The sequence below is a fragment of the Gordonia rubripertincta genome, from assembly GCF_038024875.1.
GTDB lineage: Bacteria > Actinomycetota > Actinomycetes > Mycobacteriales > Mycobacteriaceae > Gordonia > Gordonia rubripertincta.
The window spans coordinates 1016466-1039961 of record NZ_CP136136.1; the positions used below are offsets into that span (position 1 = coordinate 1016466).

The following is a 23496-nucleotide window of genomic DNA, read 5'->3' on the forward strand; positions in this document are numbered from 1 at the left end:
GACCGGGGTGTCAGCGTATGGCGACAGCCGTCGCACCGGCCGCGGCGGCCGTCACGACACCGACCGACGGCCACGCGCCGATCTTCTTCGCGAGCGGATGCGAGCCGCCGAAGGCCGCCAGATATCCGGCGAGCAGCCCACCGGCCACCACCGGACCCTGCTTGACCGCCCACTGCCGGGTGCACCAGGCACCCGCCGCCGCGAGGACCACCCCGCCGAGCTCTCGTCGACCGCTGTAGCGCGCCGCCGCGAAGCCGCCGACCAGACCCACCGCCACCACGGGCACCGTTGCATCCACTGCCATGCGAACCAACCTACCGGCATCGTCGCGCCCCCGACCCATCCGACGGGTGTCACCGCACCGAAGACCGGGTACCCGCAACCCGCGCCGACCCCGCACCCCGAAGGGCCTCGCCATGACACAGACCGCCGAGATGACCGACTCATCCCTCCCCCACCGGCCTGTCCTCGACACCAACACCGGCCTTCGCGCGATCGACGACGCGACGACCGACCTCGAACTCGTCGAGGAGGTGCTGACCGCGCACTTCCGCCGCCACGCGCTCACGCTGCACAAAGTAGGTGCCGAACTCTCTCCGGCGGCGGACGCCATCGCTGCCCGGATCGGCGGGGGCAAGCGCCTGCGCGCCGCATTCTGTCTGTGGGGAGCGCGCGGCGCAGCTCGTGGGCAAGCCGTCCCCGGGGTCGTCGAACTGGCGTCGGCGATCGAACTGTTCCACTTCGCCGCCCTGGTCCACGACGACGTCATGGACGACTCCGACACCCGCCGCGGCCTGCCCACCATCCACCGCCTTTTCGGCGACACCCATCGCGCAGCCGGTCGCCGGGGCGACTCCGACACCTGGGGCACCGCGGTCGCCATCCTTGTCGGCGACATGTGCCTGTCGTGGTCGGACGACCTGGTTGCCGCAGCGGTCGACACCGTCGACCGCCACACCCGCCAGGCCGTCCGCGCGACCTGGACCGAGATGCGCGACGAGGCGTATGCGGGTCAGTACCTGGACATGCTCAGCCAGACCGAGGACCACACCGATCCCGATCGGACCGAACGCGTCCTCCGGTACAAGAGCGCCCGCTACAGCATCGGCCAGCCGCTTCGACTCGGCGGCTCGCTCGCCGGCGCCGACGCCGCCCTTCTCGCCGACTACGACCGCATCGGGATCAGCGCCGGTGAGGCATTCCAGCTGCGCGACGACATCCTCGGAGTCTTCGGCGACGAGAAGGTGACGGGGAAGCCGGTGATCGATGACATCCGCGAGGGCAAGCGCACCATGCTGATGGCGCTGGCCGAGGAGTCCGCCACCTGGACGGAACGACGGATCATCGCCAACTGCCTCGGCAACCCGGACCTCGACGCCGCCGGTGCCGCACAGATGCGCAACGTCGTGGAATCCACCGGCGCCCTCGAACGTGTGGAACAGCGCATCGTCGAACTCGCCGAGGACGCCCTGGGCGTCGTCGCCGACGCATCGGTGGACGAACAGACCCGTCAGGCCCTGACCTCCCTCGTCGAACGCTGTGTGTGGCGCCGCTCATGACCCCATCTGCTGCTCCGACGGTCGAGCTGCGCATCTGGGGCGTCGACCGGGTGATGCCCGCGCTCGGCCGGATGGCGTCGGGCCGGCGTGCATTGCGCGCCACCCCCGGACTCCGCTTCGCCAAACTGCTCGGCACCGGCACCGCAGAGACTTTCACGATGGAAAGCGCCGACCTGCGGCACTGGGCGGCGCTCACCGTCTGGCACGACGACGATGCCGCTCGCGCGTCGGCGGATTCACGAGTACTGCGACGCTGGCAGGACTCGAGCACCGAGGAACTGCGCATCACGATGCGTCCGCTCCGATCGAAGGGTCGGTGGTCGCGGGTCGACCCGTTCGGCCACGAGAGCCGGGATCGACCGGCTGACCGTGCACGGAACTGGACGGGCCCGGTCGCCGCACTCACCCGAGCCCGCCTGCGGCCGACGACGATGGCCTCCTTCTGGCGCGCGGTCCCGCCGGTGGCCTCGGAACTGGCCGGGGCGCAGGGCAATCGGCTCGCGCTCGGCGTCGGCGAGCTGCCGATCGGTGTCCAGGGGACCTTCTCCCTCTGGGACTCCACGCGCGACCTCACCCATTTCGCCTATCACTCGCCCGCACACAAGTCCGCCATCTCGCGCACCCCAACCCGCCCGTTGGTATGCCGAGGAACTGTTCGCCCGCTTCGCCGTCCTCGACGTGACCGGGACCTACCAGGGAAGATCGGCATGAGCACGACCAAATCACCTTCGCCGGCCGGGGCGCGAGGAGCGCAAGCAGGAGCCTCCCCGCTGCCTGAGGTGCGAGCATCTCTCCGTCACCACCTCATCCCGGTCGCGTGGGTTCTCCTCGCCGCGACCATCGGCGTACAGATCGCCTTCCCGCTCACCGGTGGCGGCACGCTCCCGCTCACCGTCGCGAGCGTCGTGCTGCTGGCGTCGGCGTCCGCCCTGCACCTCGCCGCGACGCGCGGCTTCGGGGCCGCGATCGCGCTGGTCGTGATCGCCGGCGGCGGTGGTCTTCTCGCCGAAGCGATCGGTGTCAGCACCGGCTTCCCGTTCGGCACATACGCATACACCGACGGCCTGGGACTGAAGGTTCTCGGCGTCCCGGTCCTGGTGCCGCTGGCCTGGATCATGATGTCGTGGCCGGCACTCGCCGTGACGCGACGACTCGTCGGCGCCACGCGCTTGTCCGGTACGCGGGCTCGCGTGGTGACGGCCCTGCTGGGCGCGTACGCCCTGACGGCCTGGGATGTCTTCCTCGATCCGCAGATGGTCGACCAGGGGCACTGGACCTGGTCGTTCCCCACTCCGTCGCTACCCGGCGTCGACGACATCCCGTTGACGAATTTCGCGGGCTGGTTTCTGGTCTCGTTCCTGATGATCGCCATCCTCGATCGGTTGATCGGCGCCGGTGACGCCGACGATGCGGTCCCGGTGACCGCCTATCTGTGGACCTACTTCTCGTCGGTGATGGCGCATGCGATGTTCTTCGGTCGTCCGACGGTCGCACTGACCGGTGCCGTGGTGATGGGCGCCGTCGCGATCCCGGTGCTCGTCCTCGAGGTGCGGGCGTTCCGGTCGAGGAGACATGGTGCGAGCGTCTGACCTCTGGCGCCGGACGGTGACGGTCGGGACCGGCCTGTCACTGGCGTCGCTCGCCCTCACCGTCGACAACGCGATCCGCGTCCGCCGACCAGGTCTCGCGGACATCCCTGCGGCCGAGCCTCTTTCGGTGCTGATCCCCATGCGGAACGAGGTCGCCCGGGCCCAACGCTGCATCACCGCCGTCCTCGAGGCCGTCGACCGGTGGCCCGGCCCGTCCCGTGTCCTCGTGCTCGACGACGGTTCGGTCGACGGCACCGACGCTCTCCTCGCCCGGCTCGCCGCCCACGACGACCGGCTCGAGGTGTTCGAGGGCTCCCCGCCACCGCCGGGTTGGCTCGGGAAATCCTGGGCCTGTCGGCAGTTGGCCGACAACGCCTCCCCCGACGGAATCCTCGCCTTCGTCGACGCCGACGTCGTGGTCGAACCCCACGCGTTCACCTCGTCGTTCGCGTTGCTGCGCAACGCCGGTCTCGATCTCGTGAGCCCCTACCCGCGGCAGATCGCGACGAGTGCTGCCGAGCGTCTGGTGCAGCCCCTGCTGCAGTGGTCGTGGCTCAGCACGCTACCGCTGGGCCTCGCCGAACGTTCCCCGCGTGAATCGCTGACCGCCGCGAACGGCCAGTTTCTGATGGTCGACGCCGCCACCTACCGCCGAGCCGGAGGACACGGGACGGTGCGCGATGTCGTCCTCGAGGACATCGCACTCCTGCGCGCGATCAAGGCCGCGGGTGGTCGGGGTGTGGTGGCCGAAGGCAGCACGGTGGCAACCTGCCACATGTACGACGGTTGGCACGAAGTCCGTGCGGGATACCGCAAGTCGCTGTGGTCCGCGTTCGGGTCGCCCGCCGGGACGTCGGCGGTGACCGCCGGCCTGTGTCTCATGTACGTGATCCCGGCGCTGGCCGCTCTGACCGGTTCGCGCACCGGGCTGGTGGGATACCTCGCCGGCGTGGCCTCGCGGCTCGTGTCCGCGCGGACCACCGGAGGACGCACATTACCCGATGCCCTGGTCCATCCCGTGTCGATCGCACTCTTCGCCTTCCTCGCAGCGGATTCGACGATCGCCCGTCACCGTGGCGAACTGCAGTGGAAGGGACGCACTCTCGAGGTTTCCCGATGAGCCGGGTCATCGTCATCGGCGCCGGCGTCGGCGGTCTTGCGACGGCGATGCGCCTGCAGGCGGCCGGCCATGACGTCACCGTGCTCGAGCAGTTCGACACCGTCGGCGGCAAGCTCGGCGTCATCGAGCACGACGGTTTCGTCTTCGACACCGGCCCGTCGCTGGTCACCATGCCTCACGTCCTGACCGAGTTGTTCGACGAGACCGGCGCCCCGCTGGACGAGTTCCTCGAGCTCGAACGCCTACCGGTAGCAGCGCGCTACCGATTCCCCGACGGCACGGTCCTCGACCTTCCCGACGCGCTCGACGACATCCCCGCCGCCCTCGACAACGCTCTCGGGCCCGGCTCCGGCGACCAGTGGTCGTCGTTTCTCGATCGCGCGCAAGCGATCTGGGAGGTCACCCACGGGCCGTTCCTCGAGTCGCCGATGAGCGTCCGGACGATGATCGGCGGGATCGCCACACCCTCCGACGTCCGCACCGTGGCACCCTGGAAGACGTTGCGCGGGCTGGGGTCCGAGTATCTCGGCGATTCCCGGCTCGCGATGCTGCTCGACCGTTACGCGACCTACACGGGCTCGGACCCGCGCCGTGCCCCGGCGGCCCTGGCTTCGGTTCCGTGGGCCGAGCAGGCCTGGGGCTCCTGGTATGTCCGTGGCGGCCTCGGCCGGATCGCCACCGCGATGCGGGATCGGTTCCTCGCCCTGGGCGGACATATCGAGTTCGGCGTCGCGGTGTCCCGGGTGTCGACAGATGAGCACGGCCGCGTCGACGGCGTCGTGCTCGCCGACAGCAGCTGCCGCTCCGCCGATCTCGTCGTGGCGAACGCCGACGCGCGCCAGGTCTTCGACCGACTGGTCCCCCGCCGTTCCGCTCGCATCCCGTCTGCGCTGCTACGACGTTCGACACCGTCGCTGTCGGGCTTCGTCCTGCTCCTCGCGCTCGACAACCCGCCCGCCGACCAGGCTCACCACCACGTCCTGTTCGCCGAGGACTACGACGAGGAGTTCGACGCCGTCTTCGGCTTCAACGGCCCACCGCGACCCGTCGCCCGTCCGACCGTGTACATCTCCGCACCCGACGATCCGGAGATCGTCCCGGGCCCCGGCACCGCAGCCTGGTTCGTGCTCGTCAACGCCCCCCGGCACGACCCGGAGCACGGAGTCGACTGGGATGCAGCAGGACTTGCGGACAAGTATGCCGACCAGATCATGCAGGTGATGGCCGACCGCGGCCTCGACGTCCGCGACCAGGTCCGCCACCGACTGCTGGTCACGCCGGCAGATCTCGAGCGCCGCACCATGACTCCCGGCGGCTCGATCTACGGCTCGTCGTCGAACGGTCCGCGCGCCGCCTTCCTCCGGCCGAAGAACACATCGCCGATCCCGGGCCTGTACCTGGTCGGCGGGTCGTCGCACCCCGGCGGCGGGCTCCCGCTGGTGATGCTGTCGGCGAAGATCGTCGCGGATCTGATCGCCGGCTCACCCACCCCCTGAGGAGCGTCCGGAGTCCGCGGAGAACGGAACAGCCCCGCCGGAAGCGGGGCTGTTCCTTGTTGTTCGGCGTCAGTGCGTCGGCGTCGGACCGACGGAGTGATCTCCGTTGAGTCGCTTGCGGATCAGTTCGGCACTGATGAGGCACATGGGCAGGCCGATGCCGGGGCGTGTGCTCGACCCCGCGTAGTACAACCCCTCGACCTTGCGCGAGCGGTTCGTCGAACGCAGAAATGCGCTCTGACGCAACGTGTGTGCCGGCCCGAGGGCACCGCCGCACCACGAGTTCACGTTGACGACGAAGTCCGCGGGGCCGACGGTGCGTCGGACGACGATGCGATCGGCGAGGTCGGGGACCCCGGACCACTGGCCGATCATGGCGATGGCCCGATCGGCGACCTTCTCGATGTCGGGGTCACCGGCGCCGTTCATGCCGCCGTGCCCGAGGCCCGGGTCGGGCGGTACCGGGACGAGAACGAAGACGTTCTCATGACCGTCCGGGGCCACCGAGTCGTCCGTCGCCGACGGCTTGCACACGTACAACGACGCCGGATCGGGTACCCGCGTGGGTGATTCGAAGATGGCGTCGAAGTTGGCCTTCCAGTCCTCGGTGAAATACAGCGAGTGGTGGGCCAGCTCGGGCAGCTCACCGCTGACGCCGAGATAGGCGAGGACGGCGCCCGGCCCCGAGGTGGCTCGTTCCCAGTAACGCTCCGGGAAGGTCTGCAGCTCCCCGGGCAGGAGCTTGGTCTCGAGGTGGTGAAGATCGGCCGCGCCGACGACGATGTCGGCGGGCAGATCCCGCGTGGTCCCGTCTGCGGCCTGGACGCGAACGCCGACCACCTCGGCGCGACGGCGCAACCGGCGACCCGATCGCTTCCGCGTGAGGACAGAGGTCGCGACCGTACCGGTGTGGATGACGACGCCACGCTCGCGAGCGACGCGCTCGAGAGCATCGACGAGAGTCGTGAAGCCGCCCTTGGGGTATCGGACGCCGTCGGCAAGATCCATCCAGCTCATCAGGTGGTACATGGACGGTGTCCGCTCCGGCGACGAACCGAGGAACACGGCCGGATAGCCGAGCACCTGCTGCAGGCGCCGGTCGCTGAACTTCGACGAGATGAAGGACTGCAACGATCGGGTCAGCAGTTTCGCGAGCGTCGGCGCGTTCTTCAGCACCGGCAGGCTCAGGAACGCGCGGGCGGAGTCGAAGCTGGTGTACAGGAACCGTTCGACCGCGAGGTCATACGCCTGGCGTGCCGTCTGGAGATAGGAGTCGAGGGCCGCTCCCGCACCGGGTTCGATGTTCTCGAACACCTCGCGATTGCGCTCGTAGTCGCCGAAGATGTCGAGTGGCGGTTCGCCGGAACCGCTCTCCCCGAAGAACACTCGGTAACCCGGATCGAGCCGGACGAGATCGAGCTGTTCCTTCGTGGAGGTGCCGAGCATCTCGAAGTAATGGTCGAAGACCTCGGGCATGAGCCACCACGACGGTCCGGTGTCGAAGCGGAATCCGTCCTTGCTCCACAACCCCGCGCGCCCGCCGAGGTCGTCGTTCTTCTCGATCACCTCGACGTGGTGGCCGTCGTGGGCGAGCAGCGCGGCGGTGGACAGTCCGGCGACTCCGCCGCCGATGACGACAATGCGTTTGCGGGGGGTCATGCGTTCACTCCCGGTGCGGTGCGCGGCATCCCACGGCGGGCGACGGCGGCTGCCGCGATCTTGGCCTTGCCCGCGTTGGGAACACGGACACGGTTCAGCCTGGCCTCGGACGCCGACGATTCACGCAGGCGCGCAGTGAGTTCCGCGAAGAGGTCGTGTGCGGTGCAGACCGCGACGCGGCTACTCGCCGGCAGGTGCGGGATGGCTGCTGCCGCGGCGGTGAGGTCGAGATCGATGTCGTCGAGCCACAGCGACCAGGCTGCGTCGTCCGGGTTCTCCGGGTCGAGGCCGACCAGGTACCGGCGGCCCAGTCCGTCACTGTCCTCACCGAAGTCGCGGAGGAAGTTGATCTTCTGGAAGGCGGCGCCCAGACGACGCGCGCCGGGTGCGAGGTGGTCGTAGCGCGCTTCGGCTTTCGCCTCCTCGGCGAGGAACGCGCGCAGGCACATCAACCCGACGACCTCGGCCGAGCCGTAGATGTAGGACGCGAGGCTTTCGAAGTCGTGCTCGACCTGGGTCAGGTCCGAACGCATGGACGCGAAGAACGGCGCCACCAGGTCGAGGTCGATGCCGACCCGGCGGGCGGTCCGCGCGAAGGCGTGCACCACCAGGTTGCTGCTCGAACCGGTGATCATCGCCGCCGAGGTCTGCTCCTCGAGCTGGTCGAGTTCGTTGCTGCGGTCGACGAGTCCCTGCTCCGGGCGCGGCGCGTCGACGATCTCATCGGCGACGCGGACGAGCGCGTAGATGTTGCGAACGTCGCGGCGGATGGCGGGGGCGAGGAGGCGCGAGGCGAGTCCGAAGGAACTCGAGTACGACCGGATCACCAGCGCCGCGCTCGCCTCGGCGACGGCGTCGTACCGCCGATGCGGCGGGACCAGTTCGGTATGACCGGGTAGATGCATCATCCGGTGGCTCCTGCGGTGTGAAGTGGGGTTCGGTATGTCATGAATTCGACACCCGGACGGTGTTCGGATGGGTCGCGACCACGGCGGGGGCGGCGGCGAGTCCGTGGGGGTCGGGTCCGGGTAGCGCGCGCACCTGGTCGGCGAACCAGGGGCTGACCGCCCAGGGGGTTCGGGACGCGAGGTCCCACACATCCGGGACCTCCGCCCAGGCGTATTCGGCGACCTCGTCCGGATTCGGCTGCAGCGAACCCACCGGGCGGGCGACGAACACGGGGCAGATCTCGTTCTCGACGATGCCGCTCGCGTCGACGGCCCGGTACCGGAAGTCGGGCAGGACGCACCGCACCTCGTCGACGTCGATGCCCAGTTCACGCTGCGCGTACCGGTGCACGGCGTCGACAACGGCCTCGCCCGGACGCGGATGACCGCAGAACGAGTTGGTCCACACGCCGGGCCAGCTGCGCTTGGACAGGGCGCGACGGGTCATGAGGATCCGGTTGTCGGCGTCGACCAGGTGGCACGAGAACGCGAAGTGCAGCGGCGTGTCGACGCCGTGCACGCCCTCGCGGTCGGCGGTGCCGCAGGGGCGGCCGTCGGCATCGGCGAGAACCACCGAGTCGTTGATCATCAGTTCCTCATCAAAGTCGAGATCGTGGGTCGAGCCAGGTTCGCCCATTGTTCGTCACCGAAGCGCCCTCCGGATGGGCCGGCCGGTCCCCGAACAGCGCCGGAGAGAACGCGCCGGGCAACGAGAATCGGCGCCCTCGCTTCGATGGTAGGGAGTGTGGGGCGGGTCAGCCTCGGTCGCCGAAGCCCGCGGCGCGCATCAGGGCACACCACGTGTCCACATACGCGTCCAGGTCGACGTCGCCGACGAGTGACTGCTGCACTACGATGCCCTGCATCACCGACACCATCGGCAGCGCCAGTTCTGCGGGTTCACCAGGCAGTTCGTGGCCGGCGTCGCGCCAGCGGACCAGGACGCGCTCGAAGACCTTGCGCAGGCCCAGGATGATCTCACGGACGATCTCGCGCAGCTCGGGATTGTTTGCCGCCTCGCCCCAGATGGTCATCACCATCCGGAAGTCGTCGGTGAGCGGCGCGATCTCGGCCAGCACATGCGCCGCGAGCATCCGGACGGCGTCCTCGGGTGACGCGGGCGCGCCGTCGCCGTCGACGAAGCCCCCGAGTCCTGACTCGTACGCCTCGAACACCGACCGCGCGACCGCGGCGATCAGCTGTTCCTTCGACGAGTAGTACGAGTACACCGCCCCGGCACTCAGACCCGACTCCCGGATGACGTCCGACATCGACGCCCGGTGGAACCCCTTATCGGCGAAGCAGCGGCGAGCCGCATCGAGGATCTGCTGACTGCGCTCGAGCTTGCGTTCCGCGCTGATCTTCGGCATTCGACCAGTCTAAAACGAATATTCGTTCTTGATTAGCGGAGCGACCCGGCGCATACTTCAAAAAACGAGAGTTCGTTCTTTTTGGAGGCCGTGATGACCGCGTACACCGAACCGTCCGATCGAGAACTCGTCACGCAGGATCGGCCATCCGAACCGTCCCCCTCGCACGCAGCGTCGTGGCGCACCGTCGTCGCGCTGATCCTGGCGATACCGATCGTGGTCAGCACGATCGCGGCCATGTTCGTCTCCCTGGCGGTGGACCCGGGGCCGCACGACGTCCCGCTCGGCCTGGTCGCACCGGCACCCGCAGCGTCTGCCATCGAAACAGCGCTGGCCGATCGCGCAGGTGAGGATGCCTTCGCGGTCGAGCAGTTCGCCGACCCCGCCGCTGCGCGGAGAGCCATCGAATCCCGGGACATCGTCGGCGCCATCGCCGTCGGCCCGCAGGGCGTCACCGTCCTGACCGCCGAGGCCGGGTCCCCGGCGCTCGCCGGGATCGTCGCCGGCGTCGGCACCGGGATCGCCACCGCGCAGTCCTTGCCGGTCACCACCGAGTCCGTCGTCGCCCCGCCGGCCACCGATGTACGCGGAACCGGATTCGCAGCGGGACTGCTCCCACTGCTCATCGCGGGGATCGCCCTCGGCGCGGCGTCGGCGATCGCCCTCGCCGGACGGGTGTGGATGCAGGCCACCGTCGTGTTGATCGGTCCGCTGATCGCCGGACTCGGGTTTGCCGCGGTCTGGTCGTGGCTCGGAGTCATCGACGGGCGCGTGCTGCCGGTGGCCCTGGCACTCGCCCTCATGATCGGCGCGATCTCCTGGTTCACCGCCGGGGCCGGCGCACTCCTCGGCGCGCCCGGCGTCGGCATCGCGGCGATCCTGATGATGCTGATCTCCAACCCACTGTCCGGGCTCGCATCGTCGCCGTACCTGCTCCCGGCTCCGTGGGGAGCCCTCGGCCAGTGGCTGCCGACCGGCGCCGGCGGCACCCTCACCCGCTCGGTCGCCTACTTCCCCGACGCCGCGATCGCCGGCCCGCTGTGGGTTCTGTTGGGCTGGCTCGGCATCGGCGCCATCCTGCTCGCCGTCTCCGACCTCCGGCTGCGCCGAGCCTGACTCAGGCGTGCCGGCCGCGAGTCTGTCGGAACACCGCGACGAACAGCTGGAGAAGGCCGATCATCGCCAGGATCGCACCGGTCCCGGCGATGATCGCTGTCAGCACCCCTGCGGTTCCGTCGGAGACACCGATGGCCCACATGACCGTGGCCACGATCATCGCGACGAAGGCGAGGATCACGCGGGAAGGCCGCTCCCAGACCGTGACGGTTCCGGGCCCATTCATCCCGGCGGCCTGGGCCGTCGCGCGGGTGCCCTCCAGGAACAGGGTGAGGACGGCGATCACCACACCCAGCCACGGCGGCGCCCCGGCCATTACGACGATCCCGGCGAGGAAGATGTCCGACCAGCGGTCGGCCATGGTGTCGAGGACCCGTCCCCACTGCGTCGCCGTACCGGTCTGGGCAGCGATCGCGCCGTCCACACCGTCGAGTACCGCGGCGAGGAGGATGACGAGTGCGGCGACGGCGTACCACCCGCCCCCGGCGAAGCTCACCGCGAACGCGATCGCGGTGCCCGCAGCTCCGCAGACGGTGATCACGTTGGGCGTGACACCCAGTCGAACCAGCGGTCGCGCGCACGCACTGCTGAGGAGCACCCACCGTTCGACCCAGAAGGACGCGCGGGGATCGATGCCGCCGTGTAACTCCGACCATGCGTCGAGCACGGCGTCACGGTGCAAGCGCCGTGCGCGGTGGCGTTCGTCGACGCGGCGACCCGGTCTGGTCGAGCCGCCGACGCGGCGATCCGGTTCAGCCGACACGGTCATCCCGGATTCCGGCCCCCCGAGCCCCGTCGAGAGCCTGACCGACCGCCCATCCGACGATCACCAGCACATGCAGGACGTAAAGCCAGAGGCCGGCCGCCACCACTCCGCCGATGACGCGCAGACCGCCGTAGGGGATGCCGACGTCGATGGGCAGGGAAAGGAACAACAGGAATCCCTGCACGAAGCCGGCGATGAACGAGGCCGTCCCAAGTGCCGTCACCGCGGCGACCGCGAGGCGCGGACGGCCGGGCGTGACCTTCCAGTACACCCAGGTCAGGACCACCGCGAGGGTCAGCCACACGGTGACGAATCCGGCCACCACCCGCGCCGCGAGGTCCCCGAGTCCTCCGGAACCCCCGCCGTCGGGCGTCAGTCCGGTGGCCGAACCGCCTACCGCGACCAGGATGTGCGTCAGTGGCGGCACCAGGACGAACAACGCAAGGACCGACACTCGGGCGCGCCATCCGGTGAAACGATCCTTCTCCGGATGGAACATCAGGCAGGCCCGCCGGAGGCCCTCGCCGTAGAACGACGCCGGGAACAGCAGGACGAGCGCACTCAGGGCGGAGAGCCCGGTGCCGATCGCCACTGCCTCGTCGAAGACCACGCGGCCGCCCATGTCCGGGGGGATGAGCACGCCCAAGCCCAGCCACTCGTCTTTCGCCGACGACGCCTCGCGCGCCCACGTCATCGACCAGATGGCCAGCAGCACCCAGGGGACCACGGCGATCGCGGCATAGTAGGTCAGCGTTGCCGCGGCGGCGGAGAGGTCGCCGCGGGCGAGGACGGCCCGTGTGTCGGACAGCACCGCGCGCGCGTCGAACGACCGCGTCCCGTGCACGCGGGCGCTCGGCGGGGCGGAGGAACTGAGGGTCACCCTGTCCGGTGTACCGGAAAAAGGTCTCGACTAGGCATGTCGCGGACGGCGATCGACGACCACGATGTCACAGCTAGGTCACACCGACGCGAAGAGTGCGACCGCCATACCGATCATGATCACCGCGACCACCGCGTCGAGGATCTTCCATGCCCGCGGGCTGGCGAAGAAATGCGACAGGCGCCGAGCGCCTCCCCCGAGCGTGGTGAACCACAGGACGCTGGCCAGGCAGGCCCCGATGGCGAAGGCCCACTTGCCGTTTCCGTGACCGTTGGCGATCGCGCCCATGGTCAGCACGGTGTCGAGGTAGACGTGCGGGTTGAGCCACGTGAGGGCCAGCGCCGTGCCCACGGCGACCCACCGCCCGGCCGATTCCGCCTCCTCGGCATTGGCGGCGATGGCCTCGTTGCTGCGCAGGCAGCGCCTCGCGGCGAGAAGTCCGAGCACCAGAACATAGAGACCGCCGATGAGTTTGGCGACGGCGATCACCTGCGGATGCGCCGCGACGATTGCACCGAGCCCGGCGACTCCCGCGACGATCAGCACGACGTCGGAGATGGCACACACCGCCACGATCGCCCCGGTGTGGCGTCGCGCGACGCCCTGCCGGAGGACGAAGACGTTCTGCGGACCGATCGCGACGATCAGGCCCGCGCCGGTGAGCAGACCGGCGATCGCGGGGAGGAGGTAACTGGACACCCGGTGAACGCTATGGGGTGCCGATAGATCAGTACAGCAAATGTTTCTGACGAATCATTAGCTGTTCTTCATCTAGCCTGATGGCATGGAGATCAGCCAGGAGGGCCTGCGCACCCTGGCCGCGGTACTCCGCGAAGGCACCTTCGACGCCGCGGCAGCGTCGCTGCACATCACGCCATCGGCGGTCAGCCAGCGGATCAAGACGTTGGAGTCGGCGGTCGGGCGGGTGGTGTTGCGCCGGACCAAACCGGCGTCGGCGACGCCGGACGGCGAGGTGCTGGTCCGCCTCGCCCGGCAGTGGGAGCTGCTGCTCGCCGAGACGCGTGCCGAGTTCGTCGGCGAACCCGATGACGACGACGCCCCGGTGGCCTCCCGGCCCCGTGTGCATCTGCCGATCGCGACGAACGCGGACTCGCTCGCGACCTGGCTGCTCCCGGTACTCGCCCGGTTCCACCGTGAGCACGCGGTCGCCGTCGAGGTGTTCCGTGACGACGAGACCCGCAGCAGCGCCCTGCTGAAGTCGGGTGACGCGCTCGCCGCGGTGACGTCGGAACCCATCGCCATCCGGGGTTGCGCCCTGCAGTCCCTCGGCAGCATGCGGTATCTGCCGGTCGCGACTCCGCAGTTCATCGACACCTGGCTACCGGACGGGCTCGACGCCGACGCACTGGCGAGGGCCCCGATGGTCCAGTTCGACCGCAACGACCACATCCAACTGGACATGGTCTCGGCGCTGGCCGGCCGCGCCGTCGACCCACCGGCGGCCTACATCCCGGCCTCCACCGAGTACCACCGCGCAGTGTCTCTCGGAATCGGCTGGGGCACAGTCCCTGTCGTCCAGATCCGGGAGGCGCTCGACGACGGTCGCGTGCGGCTGATCGCCGACCACCACCTCGACGTCCCGCTCTACTGGCAGTACTGGAAGCTCAGTTCGCCTCTGCTGCAACATCTCACGGACCTCATCGTCGCCGGGGCCGCGGAGTTGCTGTGCTGACCGTGCCAGAGGGTCAGTCGTTCACCGACACCAGCGTCGGCGGCGTCTCCTCGACCAGCGGGTTCTCGATCTCGTCGCGCCACATGCGGGCCGCGAGGTAGAACGCCCACGCGATGGGGACCGGTAGAAGGCCGGCCAGGACGAACGTCGCGGTCAGGCCGATCGCCGACGAGACCGGGGCGGCGATCGCCATCGACACCGGCATCAGCGCGACCGACACGAAGAAGTCGAGGCTCGCGATCCGGCCGAGCAGTGCCGGCGGGACACGACGCTGAAGCAGCGTTCCCCACAACACCATCGGGCCGTCGAACATCACGCCCATGCCGACACCGGCGGCGACGAACATCCAGGTCGCGTCGGCGACACCCATCAGGACGAGCGGCACACTCGAGAACGACCAGATGCCGAACATGACCGTCAGATACCGCCGCGGCATCGGCAGGGATGCGAACACCAGAGATGTGGCGGCCGCACCGATACCGAATCCGGCCAGCACCCACGCGTGCTGGGAGGCACCTCCGTCAATTCGCTCGCGCAACGCGAACGGCACGAGCACCTCGATCGGGCCCATCGTCGCCAGGACCAGGACGCAGGCGAAGAACAGGGTTCCCCACAGCCACGGCGTGCGAATCATGTAGACGAAACCCTCGACGAGGTCGACGACGACACTGCCGCGGGCACTCGTGCGCGCGACCTCCGCCTCCGACGTCTCCGGTTCGCCGAGGCGGCGAGAGGTCACCGGGCTCATCACCAGGTAACAGACCCCCGAGGCGATGGACGCGACGGCGGCCAGCACGACCGCCTGGCCCGGCGCGGATGCGGCGATGACCGCACCGGCGACCATCGGACCGACGGCCTGGAACACCACCGGGCGGAAGAACCCCTCGATGCCGTTCGCCGCCTGCAGCTCCGACGCGGAGACCACGCCGGGCAGCAACGCCGAGTACGCCGGGTAGTACATGCCCATCGTGACGCCGGCGAGCAGCGATGCCATCACGACCATCCAGAGGTCGAGGACACCGAACACCGAGGCCGCACCCACGGCGCCGAAGGCCGCCATCTTGGTGACCTCGAGACCGATCATGATGTGGCGCTGAGAGATCCGGTCGGCGAGTACACCACCGACCAGGGTCGACACGAGCATCCCGACCGCAGCGGTCCCGGTTGCCAGGGACACCTGTCCCGGCCCGCCGCCGAGGGCGATGACCTGCCAGATCACCGCGACGGTCCAGATTCCGTCGCCGAACATCGCCAGGACCAGACCCGACGCCAACAGCCGGTACTGCCGCCGCGCCAGGGGCTTCAGGGCGCGCGGCAGACGGGTGTCGACGGTGGTGCTCACCTCTCGAGCTTGCCGGACACCACCGGTCTCAGGCCAGCGAATTTCGTCGGGAGAGCAACATCAGCTGGCCTTGCGGGAGGCCTTCTTGGCCGGCGCCTTCTTCGCGGTGCTCTTGCCGGAATCGGAACTCGAGCCGCTCTTCGACGCCGTCTTCTTGGCGGTCGTCTTCTTCGCCGCGGCCTTCTTCGCGGGGGCCTTCTTGGCCGCCTTCTTCGCCGGGGCCTTCTTCGCGGTGGACTTCTCCTCGTCCGACCCGTCGTCGGAGGAGCCGCGATCCTTCACCGAGGCACGCAGCGCGGCAAGCAGATCGGCGACCTCGGAGTCCTCGTCCTCGGGCTTCTCCTCGTCGGACTCCGGGAACGCCTCACTGCCCTCGGCCTTCGCCTCGATCAGTTTGGACAGTTCCTCCTGGTACCGGTCCTCGAATTCGGACGGGTCGTAGTCGGAAGCCATCGACTCGATCAGCGAGGCCGCCATCTTCAGCTCCTGATCGCGGATCTCGGTGTCCTCATCGAGGAACCCGAAGTCGGGTTTGCGAACCTCGTCCGGCCACAGGAGGGTCTGCAGCGTCATCACGCCGTCGACGACCCGCAGCGCCGCCACCCGCGTGCGGTTACGCAGGGTGAATGACGCGATGGCCAGACGATCGGTCTCCTCGAGCGCCTTCGCCAGAAGCACGTAGGCCTTGGGCGACTTCGACGACGGCTCCAGGTAATACGGCTTGTCGAAGTAGATCGGGTCGACCTGCTCGGCTGGCACGAACTCGAGGATCGAGATCTCCGGGCTCTTCTGCACGGGCAGCGTGGCCAAATCGTCCTTCGTCAGGATCACCGTCTCGCCCGATTCCGACTCGTAGGCATTCGCGATGTCGGAGTAGTCGACCTCGGTGTCGGTGCCCTCCCGCACGCGGCGGTAGCGGATGCGGGTGCCGTCGGAGGAGTCGACCTGATACGACTTCCGGTCATGACTCTCCGTCGCGGAATAGACCTTGACCGGTACGTTCACCAGGCCAAAGCTGAGATCGCCCTTCCAGATCGAGCGCATGTCGAACATTGTGCCAGGCATTCGCACGGCACGTCGTCAACCGGGCCCAACACGGCCGGGCCGACATCCACGCGCCGATCGACCCTGCCTCGAGGCGTCGGGTGTGGACAATGGGGGGATGGCAGGCGGAGAGAACCTCGAGGTCGACGGCCGCCGGATCTCGATCACCAATCTCTCCAAGGTGCTCTATCCGGCGACCGGGACCCGGAAGTACGACGTCATCGACTACTACTCGCGCATCGCCGACGTCATGCTGCCGCATCTGCGCGATCGGATCGTCACCCGCAAACGCTGGCCGAACGGTGTCGAGTCGACGCCGTTCTTCGAGAAGGACATGCCCGACAGCGCACCCGACTGGGTTCGTCGGTACGGAATCCAGCACAGCGAGCGGGTCATCGAATACGCGCTGGCCGAGGATCGCGCCACGCTCGTGTGGCTGGCCCAGATGGCGGCGCTCGAGATCCACGTCCCGCAATGGCGACTGCCGATCGGCCCCGATGGCGACCGCATGGCCAACCGCATCGTCTTCGATCTCGACCCCGGCCCGCGTGTCCCCCTGCACGAGACCGCGGGCGTGGCGGTGGAGATCCGGAACTGGCTGGGCGGCACCACCACCTACCCGGTGACCAGCGGCGGCAAGGGCATCCACATCTACGCTCGACTGCCCAAACCGGTGAGCTCCGAGGCGGCGCGGAAGGTCGCGCGCGAGGTGGCCAACGAGTTCGCCCGGCAGAACAGCGATTTCATCACCGCCAACATGTCCAAGAAGATCCGCGACGACAAGGTCTTCATCGACTGGAGCCAGAACAACGCCTCCAAGACCACCCTGTCGCCGTACTCGTTGCGCGGACGCGAACAACCGTGGGTCGCCGCTCCCCGCACCTGGGACGAGATCGAGGACCCGAAGATCGCCCAGTTGCTCTACACCGAGGTCCTCGACCGCGTCGCCGACGTCGGCGATCTCCTCGAGGGGCTCGACGCCCCGTACGACGATGATCCGGCCACCGACGCCGGTCACGACACCGACCAGGCCGACACGGAAGACAGCGACGGGGACATCATCGACCCGGACACGTTGCGGGAGAACATCACCTCCGGTGACGGTCTCGCTCCCGACGATCGCCCCACCGAGGAGTCGCAGCCGGGTCGGATCATCAATCTCCGGGAGTACCGCCGCAAGCGGGATGAGTCCAAGACCCCGGAGCCCTTCGGCGACGAGAACCACCGGCAGCGCCTCCGTGAATCCGACGAGGAGGCCGGCACCGCCCCCGAAACCGGTCCACGCGAACCGATCTTCGTCATCCAGGAACACCACGCGCGGCGCCTCCACTACGACTTCCGCCTCGAACACGACGGGGTGCTGGTCTCGTGGGCCGTCCCGAAGAACCTGCCCACCGATCCGGACCAGAACCGGCTCGCGGTCCAGACCGAGGACCATCCGATGGACTATGCCGACTTCGAGGGCGACATCCCGGCCGGGGAGTACGGTGGCGGGCACGTATCAATCTGGGACAAGGGCACTTTCGAGCTGGAGAAGTGGCGGGACAAAGAGGTCATCGTCCGCCTGCACGGTGAGAAGGTCCAGGGTCGGTACGCACTGATACGCACCGGCGACAAGAACTGGCTCGCCCACCTGATGACCGACGAGCCGCGCCCCATCGTCCCCGACAGTCTCAGCGATCCGCGGCCGATGCTCGCGACCGATGACCCGATCGACACGCTGAACGAACGGGACTGGGCGTTCGAGGGCAAGTGGGATGGGTATCGGCTCCTGGTGCGGTCGATCGGTGGCGAGTTCCGGCTCACGTCCCGGTCGGGGATCGACATGACGAAGGACTTCCCCGAATTCGCGGGCATCGCCGACGATCTCGGGCTGATGGACGTCGTCCTCGACGGCGAGGCGGTGGCCATCGACTCGACCGGCCGGACGAACTTCACGCTGTTCACGTCACGCAAGCACACCGATGTGCCGTACACGCTCAAACTGCACCTGTTCGACATCCTCTACCTCAACGGGACGTCGTTGCTCCGGAAACCGTGGTCCGTGCGACGCGAACTACTCGAGGAACTCGCGCCCGCCTTCCGCCGGTCGCCGTATGTCGATGTGCCGCCGTTGCTTCCGACGCCGGCGAGTGCTGCGATCGAGTACAGCCGCGAACACAACCTGGAAGGCGTCGTCGCCAAACGACGCGACTCGGTGTACCAGCAGGGTCGACGCTCCACCAAGTGGCTCAAACACAAGAACTGGAGCGACATCGAGGTGGTGGTCGGCGGTTACCGGCCCGGGCGCGGCAACCGCTCGCACACCATCGGATCGCTGTTGCTCGGGCTGCCCGAGGAGACCGGGCTCCGCTACGTGGGACGCGTCGGCACCGGCTTCACCGATGCGCAATTGCGCTCGCTCGCCGAGGAACTCGAGCCGCTGGAGATCTCCCGGTCGCCGTTCCTGGACAAGCTCGACCGCCCCATCGCGTCGAGCGCGGTCTGGGGTGCTGCCCAAGATCGTCGGCGAGGTGCGCTTCATGGACTGGACCACCGCGGGCCACCTTCGACACCCGAGCTGGCGCGGCATCCGCCGGGACAAACTCCCCGGAGATCTCTGATGACGAATCCCGTGCGCCCGCAGTCGGACAAACTCGATCGCTCCGTGATCGTGACCGGCCTCGTGATCGTCTCGGGGATGATCATGGTGGTTCTCGACACCACCATCGTCAATGTCGCCCTGGAGTCGTTGAGCACCGAACTCGACGCCTCGCTGTCGACGACGCAGTGGGTGGTCACCGGTTATCTCCTCGCGGTCGCGCTGATCATCCCCCTCACCGGTTGGGCGATGGACCGGTTCGGCCCCAAGCCGACCTGGATCACCGCGGTGACGCTGTTCGTCGCGGGGTCGGCCCTCTGCGCGGCGGCGTGGTCGATCGAGACCCTGATCGTGTTCCGCATCCTGCAGGGGCTCGGCGGCGGCATGCTCCTGCCGGCGGGGCAGGCCATCATCACCCGCGCCGCCGGCCCCGACCGACTCGGGCGGGCGATGGCCATCCTCGGCGTCCCCATGCTCCTCGGCCCCGTGCTGGGACCGGTGATCGGCGGCCTGCTCGTCGAGTACACGAGCTGGCACTGGATCTTCCTCGTCAACGTGCCGGTCGGCCTCGTCGCGGTGGTACTCGCAGCGTGGAAACTGCCGTTCGGCGACAAGGCGCCCGACCGTGACCGCCTCGACCTCCTCGGCCTCGCCGTGCTCTCCGGCAGTCTGGTCGCCCTGCTCTACGGCCTTTCGCGCGCGAGCTCCCACGGCGGTTTCGGCGAGGCCGATGTACTCGGGTGGCTTCTCGGCGGTGCCGTGGGTCTGGGCCTCTACACGTGGCACAGCCTGCGAAAGGGCGAGGACTCGATCGTCGACGTCCGGCTCCTCACCAACAGGGTGTTCGCTGCGGGCACCGTCTCGGTGTTCCTGGTGGCGATCGGGCTGTTCGGCGGCATGCTGCTCCTCCCGCTCTACTACCAGACCGTTCGGGGCGAGGGAGCCCTCAACGCGGGCCTGCTACTCGCCCCGCAGGGCCTCGGCGCGATCGTCGCGATGGTGATCGGCGGCCGGATCACCGACCGCATGGGCGCCGGTTACGTGGTGCCGGTCGGTGTCGTGCTGGCGATGATCGGCACCTATCCCTTCACCCACGTCGGGGCCGACAGTTCCTACCTGTGGCTCAGCGTCGCCCTGTTCGTCCGCGGCATGGGCCTCGGTTCGGTGATGATGCCGACGATCTCAGCCGCCTACAGCGATCTGAGCAAGGAGGTCGTGACCCGCGCAGCCCCCACCCTGTCGGCGATCCAGCAGGTCGGCGCGTCGCTGGGTAGCGCGCTTCTGGTCACGGCGTTGACCCAGCGCCTTACCCACGAGTTGAGCAACAACGGGATCCCGGCATCGGGGGGCGGCACCGACCAGATCGGCTCCGTCCCACCGGAAGCCATGCCGGTCATCGGGCCACTGATGGCGGACGCCTTCGGTTACGCCTTCTGGGTCGCGTTCGCACTCACGGCGGTGATCTTCGTTCCCGCGATGTTCCTGCCGCGACATCGCTCCCGGGGCGCCGAGACGGCCCCGGCGCCACCGGCCGGGATCTGACGGTGTCGACGAACGCACCGAACCGGCAGCCCACCAGGAGGAGTCACCCATGACACGCGAGGTGTCCGGCGAGACGATCACGGTCCCCGCGGCCTACGGCGACACCGAGATGTACGTGGCCCGCCCGGCCGGGTCCGACGGCAGGCCGCTGCCCGGCGTCCTGTTCATCACCGATGTGATCGGGCTCCGCCCGCGGACCCGCGCGATGGCCGACCGCATCGCGTCGTGGGGGTACGTGGTCGCGGTGCCCCACCTCTTCTACCGCTTCGGCACCGCCGAGGAGTGGGCGCCGGCCGACGACCTGCTGTCACCCGGGACCCTCGGCGCGTTCTTCCGGGCGGCGATGCCACGGGCATCGACCCTCACGTCCGACGTCGCCCGCGCCGACCTCGTCGCGTACCTCGACGCCCTGCGCTCGGTGCCCGGTGTCTCCGCCGGTCCGATCGGCGTCACCGGATACTGCATGGGTGGACGGCTGGCCCTGAACCTGGCGGCGGCGCGTCCCACCGACGTGGCCGCCGTCGGGATCTTCCACACCGGCAACCTGGTGACCGAGGCCCCCGACAGTCCGCACCTGCACCTCGTCGACATCGAGGCGTTCGTGCTGGCGATCCACGCCGACAACGACCGCTCACTCCCCCACACCGCGGTCGCCCGGTTCGAGCATGCGCTCATCTCGAGCGGCGTCACACATTCGGCGACCGTCTACCCGGGCGCCGCGCACGGGTACACCATGTCCGACATCCCCGCCTACCACCACGAGGCCTGCGAACACCATTTCGCCGAGCTCGAAGCCCTGTTCCGCCGAACCCTGACCGCGTGAGCGCCGCCCGGGGCAGCGTGCGCCAGAGAACCCACCGCCCGTCGGGACGACTGAGCCACACCATCGCAAGGGGAGTGTGTTTCGACTCGCGGCACCCCCGTGGTGCACGGACAAGCGGTTCCTGGGACTAGCCTCGTGGGAGTCAGTGACCGTGACAGGAGCTCTTCGTGTTCGTTGTCGCCCACATCAGCGACCTTCATTTCAATGGGACGCGGTTCAATCGCAGCCGCATCCAGTCGACGCTGAGTTACATCAACGCACGCGCGGCCGGGATCGACGTCCTGCTGGTCACCGGCGACCTGGCCGACGAGGGCGTGCCGAGCGAGTACCGAGAGGCCTACGGCGTTCTCGAGAGTCCCCTGCCGATGCTCATCACCGCGGGCAACCACGACGTCCGCGAACCGTTCAGCGCCACCCTGCTCGGCGCCGAGACGTCCGGACCGATCAACCACGCCCGACGCGTCGGCGAGGTCCTGTTCCTGATGTGCGACAGCTCGGTCCCCGGGCGCAACGACGGTTACATCGACGACCACACGATCGCCTGGATGTCGGCTCAGCTCGAAGTCGAGGACCCGCAGACACCCGTCTTCGTCGCCTTCCATCACCCGCCGGTCGAGCTGCACATGCCGTTCATGGACTCGATCCGTCAGACCGGCGAGGAACGCCTGGTACCGCTCGTCGAGCGCCACCCGAACATCGTCGCGTTCCTGTGCGGACATGCCCACACACCCGCCGTGACCCGGTTCGCCGACCGCCCGCTGTGCGTCGCGCCGGGCGTCGCCTCGACGCTGAACCTGCCGTTCGAGGGCACCGAGATCGTCAACCGCGGACAACCGCCCGGCATCGCCTTCCACATCTACGACAAGGGACGCCTCGTCACCCACTACCGTTCGGTCATGTTCTAGCCGAACTCTCCTTCGATCTCTTGCTGAGGACTCAGCCCTCGGTACCCGAACCGATTGCCGACGACCCGGCGTCGAGCAACTGCTTGAGGACCTGCCCGCCTAGGTCGGTAAGCAGACCGGGCCCGGGATCGGGGAGGTTCTGCGGGAGCGCACCCGGCTGGTGGGTAGCCGGAATCCGGGCGGCACGCGTGGCCTCGAGCCGGATTCCCCGAGTCTGATCCTTGGTCAGGGGGGTGAGGTATTTGCTGAGATCGGTGGCGGTGGTGAGGGTTCCGACGACCCGCAACCCGGTCGCGCCGAAGTCCGCCGCCCCGCGTCGGATGTGGTTGGGCGAGGTCACCAGGATGATGTCGCGAATACCCTTCGCACGCAGGATCTCCGAGGTGTTCTGCGCGTTGGCCACGGTGGAGCCCGACTTGTCCTCCGTCAGGATGCGGCCGGTGTCGACCCCGTTCTCGACCAGCCAGTTCTTCATCGCGGCGGCCTCGGTGATGCCGTTCTTTGGGACCCCGCCGGTAACGACGATCGGTGCGGCGGTGGTGATCTCGGATTGCGCCTTGCCCGCCGTCACCCGATTCACCAACTCGGGGGCCATCTTCCCATTCGCGTTCAACCCGAATCCCAGGACGACGATCGCGACCCGCCCGGACACCGGTTTGGGCGTGGTGTCGGGGACGATCTGCGCGGCGGTGGCGACTCCGGAGATCACGTTGCGGGCCGTGGTGGCGAGGAGAGGGTTCAATACCCGCAGGCGACCGAGCGCGGCATTGCTGACCGACACCTCCTCCATCTGATCTGCCCAGATCGCCTGCAGAGCAAGCGCATCGGTGTCCGCTGGAGCCAGGGTCAGCGCCTTCTGCAGCGCGGCCAGACCACCGGCGACGTCACCGTTCGCGAACTTCGACTGGGCCTCGTTGTACAGCCCGGCCGGGTCGACGGCGTCCGCCACTGTCACGACGCTCGCCCCGTCGGCGGGGAGAGACCCGGCGGCCACACCGCCGAGCGCGGCGACCGCGATGGTCGCGGCCGCCGCCAGCCGAAAGCGCTTAATTCTGGTCACACCA

19 protein-coding genes and 3 pseudogenes are annotated in these 23496 nt (G+C 68.7%); 11 read left to right on the forward strand and 11 right to left on the reverse strand.

The window, feature by feature from the left end:
* Positions 1 to 10: 10 nt before the first annotated feature.
* Positions 11 to 304 carry a hypothetical protein gene (locus RVF83_RS04540; RefSeq protein ID WP_005196562.1) on the reverse strand — a complete coding sequence of 98 codons (294 nt, stop codon included), beginning with the start codon at positions 302 to 304 and terminating at the stop codon, positions 11 to 13.
* 112 nt (positions 305 to 416) lie between these two features.
* Between RVF83_RS04540 and RVF83_RS04545 the strand changes: the two genes are divergently transcribed.
* The 5 genes and pseudogenes from RVF83_RS04545 to RVF83_RS04565 all read left to right on the forward strand — a co-directional run bounded on the left by RVF83_RS04545 (position 417) and on the right by RVF83_RS04565 (position 5764).
* Positions 417 to 1559, forward strand: a complete 1143-nt coding sequence (locus tag RVF83_RS04545; protein WP_005196577.1) for a polyprenyl synthetase family protein — start codon at positions 417 to 419, stop codon at positions 1557 to 1559.
* Positions 1556 to 2270, forward strand: a pseudogene (locus tag RVF83_RS04550) (monooxygenase). Before RVF83_RS04545 ends, RVF83_RS04550 begins: the two are co-directional and overlap by 4 nt.
* Positions 2267 to 3148, forward strand: a complete 882-nt coding sequence (locus tag RVF83_RS04555; RefSeq protein ID WP_005196580.1) for a carotenoid biosynthesis protein — start codon at positions 2267 to 2269, stop codon at positions 3146 to 3148. The pseudogene RVF83_RS04550 and the gene RVF83_RS04555 overlap by 4 nt, the downstream one beginning before the upstream one ends.
* Positions 3135 to 4268, forward strand: coding sequence for a glycosyltransferase (locus RVF83_RS04560; protein WP_005196582.1), 1134 nt, complete (start codon positions 3135 to 3137; stop codon positions 4266 to 4268). Before RVF83_RS04555 ends, RVF83_RS04560 begins: the two co-directional genes overlap by 14 nt.
* Positions 4265 to 5764, forward strand: a complete 1500-nt coding sequence (locus RVF83_RS04565; RefSeq protein ID WP_005196583.1) for a phytoene desaturase family protein — start codon at positions 4265 to 4267, stop codon at positions 5762 to 5764. Before RVF83_RS04560 ends, RVF83_RS04565 begins: the two co-directional genes overlap by 4 nt.
* A gap of 69 nt (positions 5765 to 5833) precedes the next feature.
* Here the strand turns inward: RVF83_RS04565 and crtI are convergent, their stop codons facing one another.
* The 4 genes from crtI to RVF83_RS04585 all read right to left on the reverse strand — a co-directional run bounded on the left by crtI (position 5834) and on the right by RVF83_RS04585 (position 9740).
* Positions 5834 to 7423 (reverse strand): phytoene desaturase family protein, encoded by a 1590-nt coding sequence (crtI, locus tag RVF83_RS04570; RefSeq protein WP_005196585.1) that lies wholly within the window; start codon positions 7421 to 7423, stop codon positions 5834 to 5836.
* Positions 7420 to 8331, reverse strand: coding sequence for a phytoene/squalene synthase family protein (locus RVF83_RS04575; protein WP_005196587.1), 912 nt, complete (start codon positions 8329 to 8331; stop codon positions 7420 to 7422). The genes crtI and RVF83_RS04575 overlap by 4 nt, the downstream gene beginning before the upstream one ends.
* Positions 8332 to 8368: 37 nt before the next feature.
* Positions 8369 to 8959 carry an isopentenyl-diphosphate Delta-isomerase gene (gene idi / locus RVF83_RS04580; RefSeq protein WP_039880189.1) on the reverse strand — a complete coding sequence of 197 codons (591 nt, stop codon included), beginning with the start codon at positions 8957 to 8959 and terminating at the stop codon, positions 8369 to 8371.
* A gap of 166 nt (positions 8960 to 9125) precedes the next feature.
* A complete protein-coding gene (locus RVF83_RS04585) occupies positions 9126 to 9740 on the reverse strand; it encodes a TetR/AcrR family transcriptional regulator (RefSeq protein WP_005196591.1) in 615 nt (204 codons plus the stop codon).
* 93 nt (positions 9741 to 9833) lie between these two features.
* On the opposite strand from RVF83_RS04585, the gene RVF83_RS04590 reads away from it, so the two are divergent.
* A complete protein-coding gene (locus RVF83_RS04590; protein WP_005196593.1) occupies positions 9834 to 10856 on the forward strand; it encodes a hypothetical protein in 1023 nt (340 codons plus the stop codon).
* A gap of 1 nt (position 10857) precedes the next feature.
* Here the strand turns inward: RVF83_RS04590 and RVF83_RS04595 are convergent, their stop codons facing one another.
* From RVF83_RS04595 to RVF83_RS04605, 3 genes are all read right to left on the reverse strand, one after another.
* Complete coding sequence (locus RVF83_RS04595; protein ID WP_247602497.1) at positions 10858 to 11625, reverse strand: CDP-alcohol phosphatidyltransferase family protein; 768 nt, start codon at positions 11623 to 11625, stop codon at positions 10858 to 10860.
* Positions 11609 to 12502 (reverse strand): YhjD/YihY/BrkB family envelope integrity protein, encoded by an 894-nt coding sequence (locus RVF83_RS04600; protein ID WP_005196599.1) that lies wholly within the window; start codon positions 12500 to 12502, stop codon positions 11609 to 11611. The genes RVF83_RS04595 and RVF83_RS04600 overlap by 17 nt, the downstream gene beginning before the upstream one ends.
* A 78-nt stretch (positions 12503 to 12580) precedes the next feature.
* A complete protein-coding gene (locus RVF83_RS04605; RefSeq protein WP_005196601.1) occupies positions 12581 to 13201 on the reverse strand; it encodes a LysE/ArgO family amino acid transporter in 621 nt (206 codons plus the stop codon).
* Between the two features lie 85 nt (positions 13202 to 13286).
* Here RVF83_RS04605 and RVF83_RS04610 point away from each other — a divergent pair, with 85 nt between their 5' ends.
* Positions 13287 to 14195, forward strand: coding sequence for a LysR family transcriptional regulator ArgP (locus tag RVF83_RS04610; protein ID WP_005196603.1), 909 nt, complete (start codon positions 13287 to 13289; stop codon positions 14193 to 14195).
* A 13-nt stretch (positions 14196 to 14208) separates the two neighbouring features.
* On the opposite strand, the gene RVF83_RS04615 is transcribed toward RVF83_RS04610, so the two are convergent.
* Together RVF83_RS04615 and RVF83_RS04620 are read right to left on the reverse strand one after the other, a co-directional pair.
* On the reverse strand, positions 14209 to 15537 hold the full coding sequence (locus tag RVF83_RS04615) for an MFS transporter (RefSeq protein WP_005196604.1): 1329 nt from the start codon (positions 15535 to 15537) through the stop codon (positions 14209 to 14211).
* 60 nt (positions 15538 to 15597) lie between these two features.
* Positions 15598 to 16590 carry a Ku protein gene (locus tag RVF83_RS04620; protein ID WP_039880178.1) on the reverse strand — a complete coding sequence of 331 codons (993 nt, stop codon included), beginning with the start codon at positions 16588 to 16590 and terminating at the stop codon, positions 15598 to 15600.
* A gap of 109 nt (positions 16591 to 16699) precedes the next feature.
* On the opposite strand from RVF83_RS04620, the pseudogene RVF83_RS04625 reads away from it, so the two are divergent.
* From RVF83_RS04625 to RVF83_RS04640, 4 genes and pseudogenes are all read left to right on the forward strand, one after another.
* Positions 16700 to 19184: pseudogene (locus tag RVF83_RS04625) on the forward strand (ATP-dependent DNA ligase).
* A gap of 113 nt (positions 19185 to 19297) precedes the next feature.
* Positions 19298 to 20704: pseudogene (locus tag RVF83_RS04630) on the forward strand (MDR family MFS transporter); the annotation flags it as partial.
* 49 nt (positions 20705 to 20753) lie between these two features.
* Entirely contained in the window at positions 20754 to 21527 is a 774-nt protein-coding gene (locus RVF83_RS04635) for a dienelactone hydrolase family protein (protein WP_005196620.1), read from the forward strand.
* Between the two features lie 167 nt (positions 21528 to 21694).
* Positions 21695 to 22432, forward strand: coding sequence for a metallophosphoesterase family protein (locus RVF83_RS04640; protein ID WP_005196621.1), 738 nt, complete (start codon positions 21695 to 21697; stop codon positions 22430 to 22432).
* A 31-nt stretch (positions 22433 to 22463) separates the two neighbouring features.
* Here the strand turns inward: RVF83_RS04640 and RVF83_RS04645 are convergent, their stop codons facing one another.
* Entirely contained in the window at positions 22464 to 23492 is a 1029-nt protein-coding gene (locus RVF83_RS04645) for a YdcF family protein (RefSeq protein ID WP_005196622.1), read from the reverse strand.
* Positions 23493 to 23496: the final 4 nt, after the last annotated feature.

Coding starts and splice junctions, on each gene's coding strand:
- RVF83_RS04635 (WP_005196620.1), top strand. CDS start 20,754: ATGACACGCGAGGTGTCCGGCGAGACGATCACGGTCCCCGCGGCCTAC.
- idi (WP_039880189.1), bottom strand. CDS start 8,959: ATGATCAACGACTCGGTGGTTCTCGCCGATGCCGACGGCCGCCCCTGC.
- RVF83_RS04545 (WP_005196577.1), top strand. CDS start 417: ATGACACAGACCGCCGAGATGACCGACTCATCCCTCCCCCACCGGCCT.
- RVF83_RS04585 (WP_005196591.1), bottom strand. CDS start 9,740: ATGCCGAAGATCAGCGCGGAACGCAAGCTCGAGCGCAGTCAGCAGATC.
- crtI (WP_005196585.1), bottom strand. CDS start 7,423: ATGACCCCCCGCAAACGCATTGTCGTCATCGGCGGCGGAGTCGCCGGA.
- RVF83_RS04555 (WP_005196580.1), top strand. CDS start 2,267: ATGAGCACGACCAAATCACCTTCGCCGGCCGGGGCGCGAGGAGCGCAA.
- RVF83_RS04540 (WP_005196562.1), bottom strand. CDS start 304: ATGGCAGTGGATGCAACGGTGCCCGTGGTGGCGGTGGGTCTGGTCGGC.
- RVF83_RS04565 (WP_005196583.1), top strand. CDS start 4,265: ATGAGCCGGGTCATCGTCATCGGCGCCGGCGTCGGCGGTCTTGCGACG.
- RVF83_RS04610 (WP_005196603.1), top strand. CDS start 13,287: ATGGAGATCAGCCAGGAGGGCCTGCGCACCCTGGCCGCGGTACTCCGC.
- RVF83_RS04595 (WP_247602497.1), bottom strand. CDS start 11,625: ATGACCGTGTCGGCTGAACCGGATCGCCGCGTCGGCGGCTCGACCAGA.
- RVF83_RS04590 (WP_005196593.1), top strand. CDS start 9,834: ATGACCGCGTACACCGAACCGTCCGATCGAGAACTCGTCACGCAGGAT.
- RVF83_RS04620 (WP_039880178.1), bottom strand. CDS start 16,590: ATGTTCGACATGCGCTCGATCTGGAAGGGCGATCTCAGCTTTGGCCTG.
- RVF83_RS04575 (WP_005196587.1), bottom strand. CDS start 8,331: ATGATGCATCTACCCGGTCATACCGAACTGGTCCCGCCGCATCGGCGG.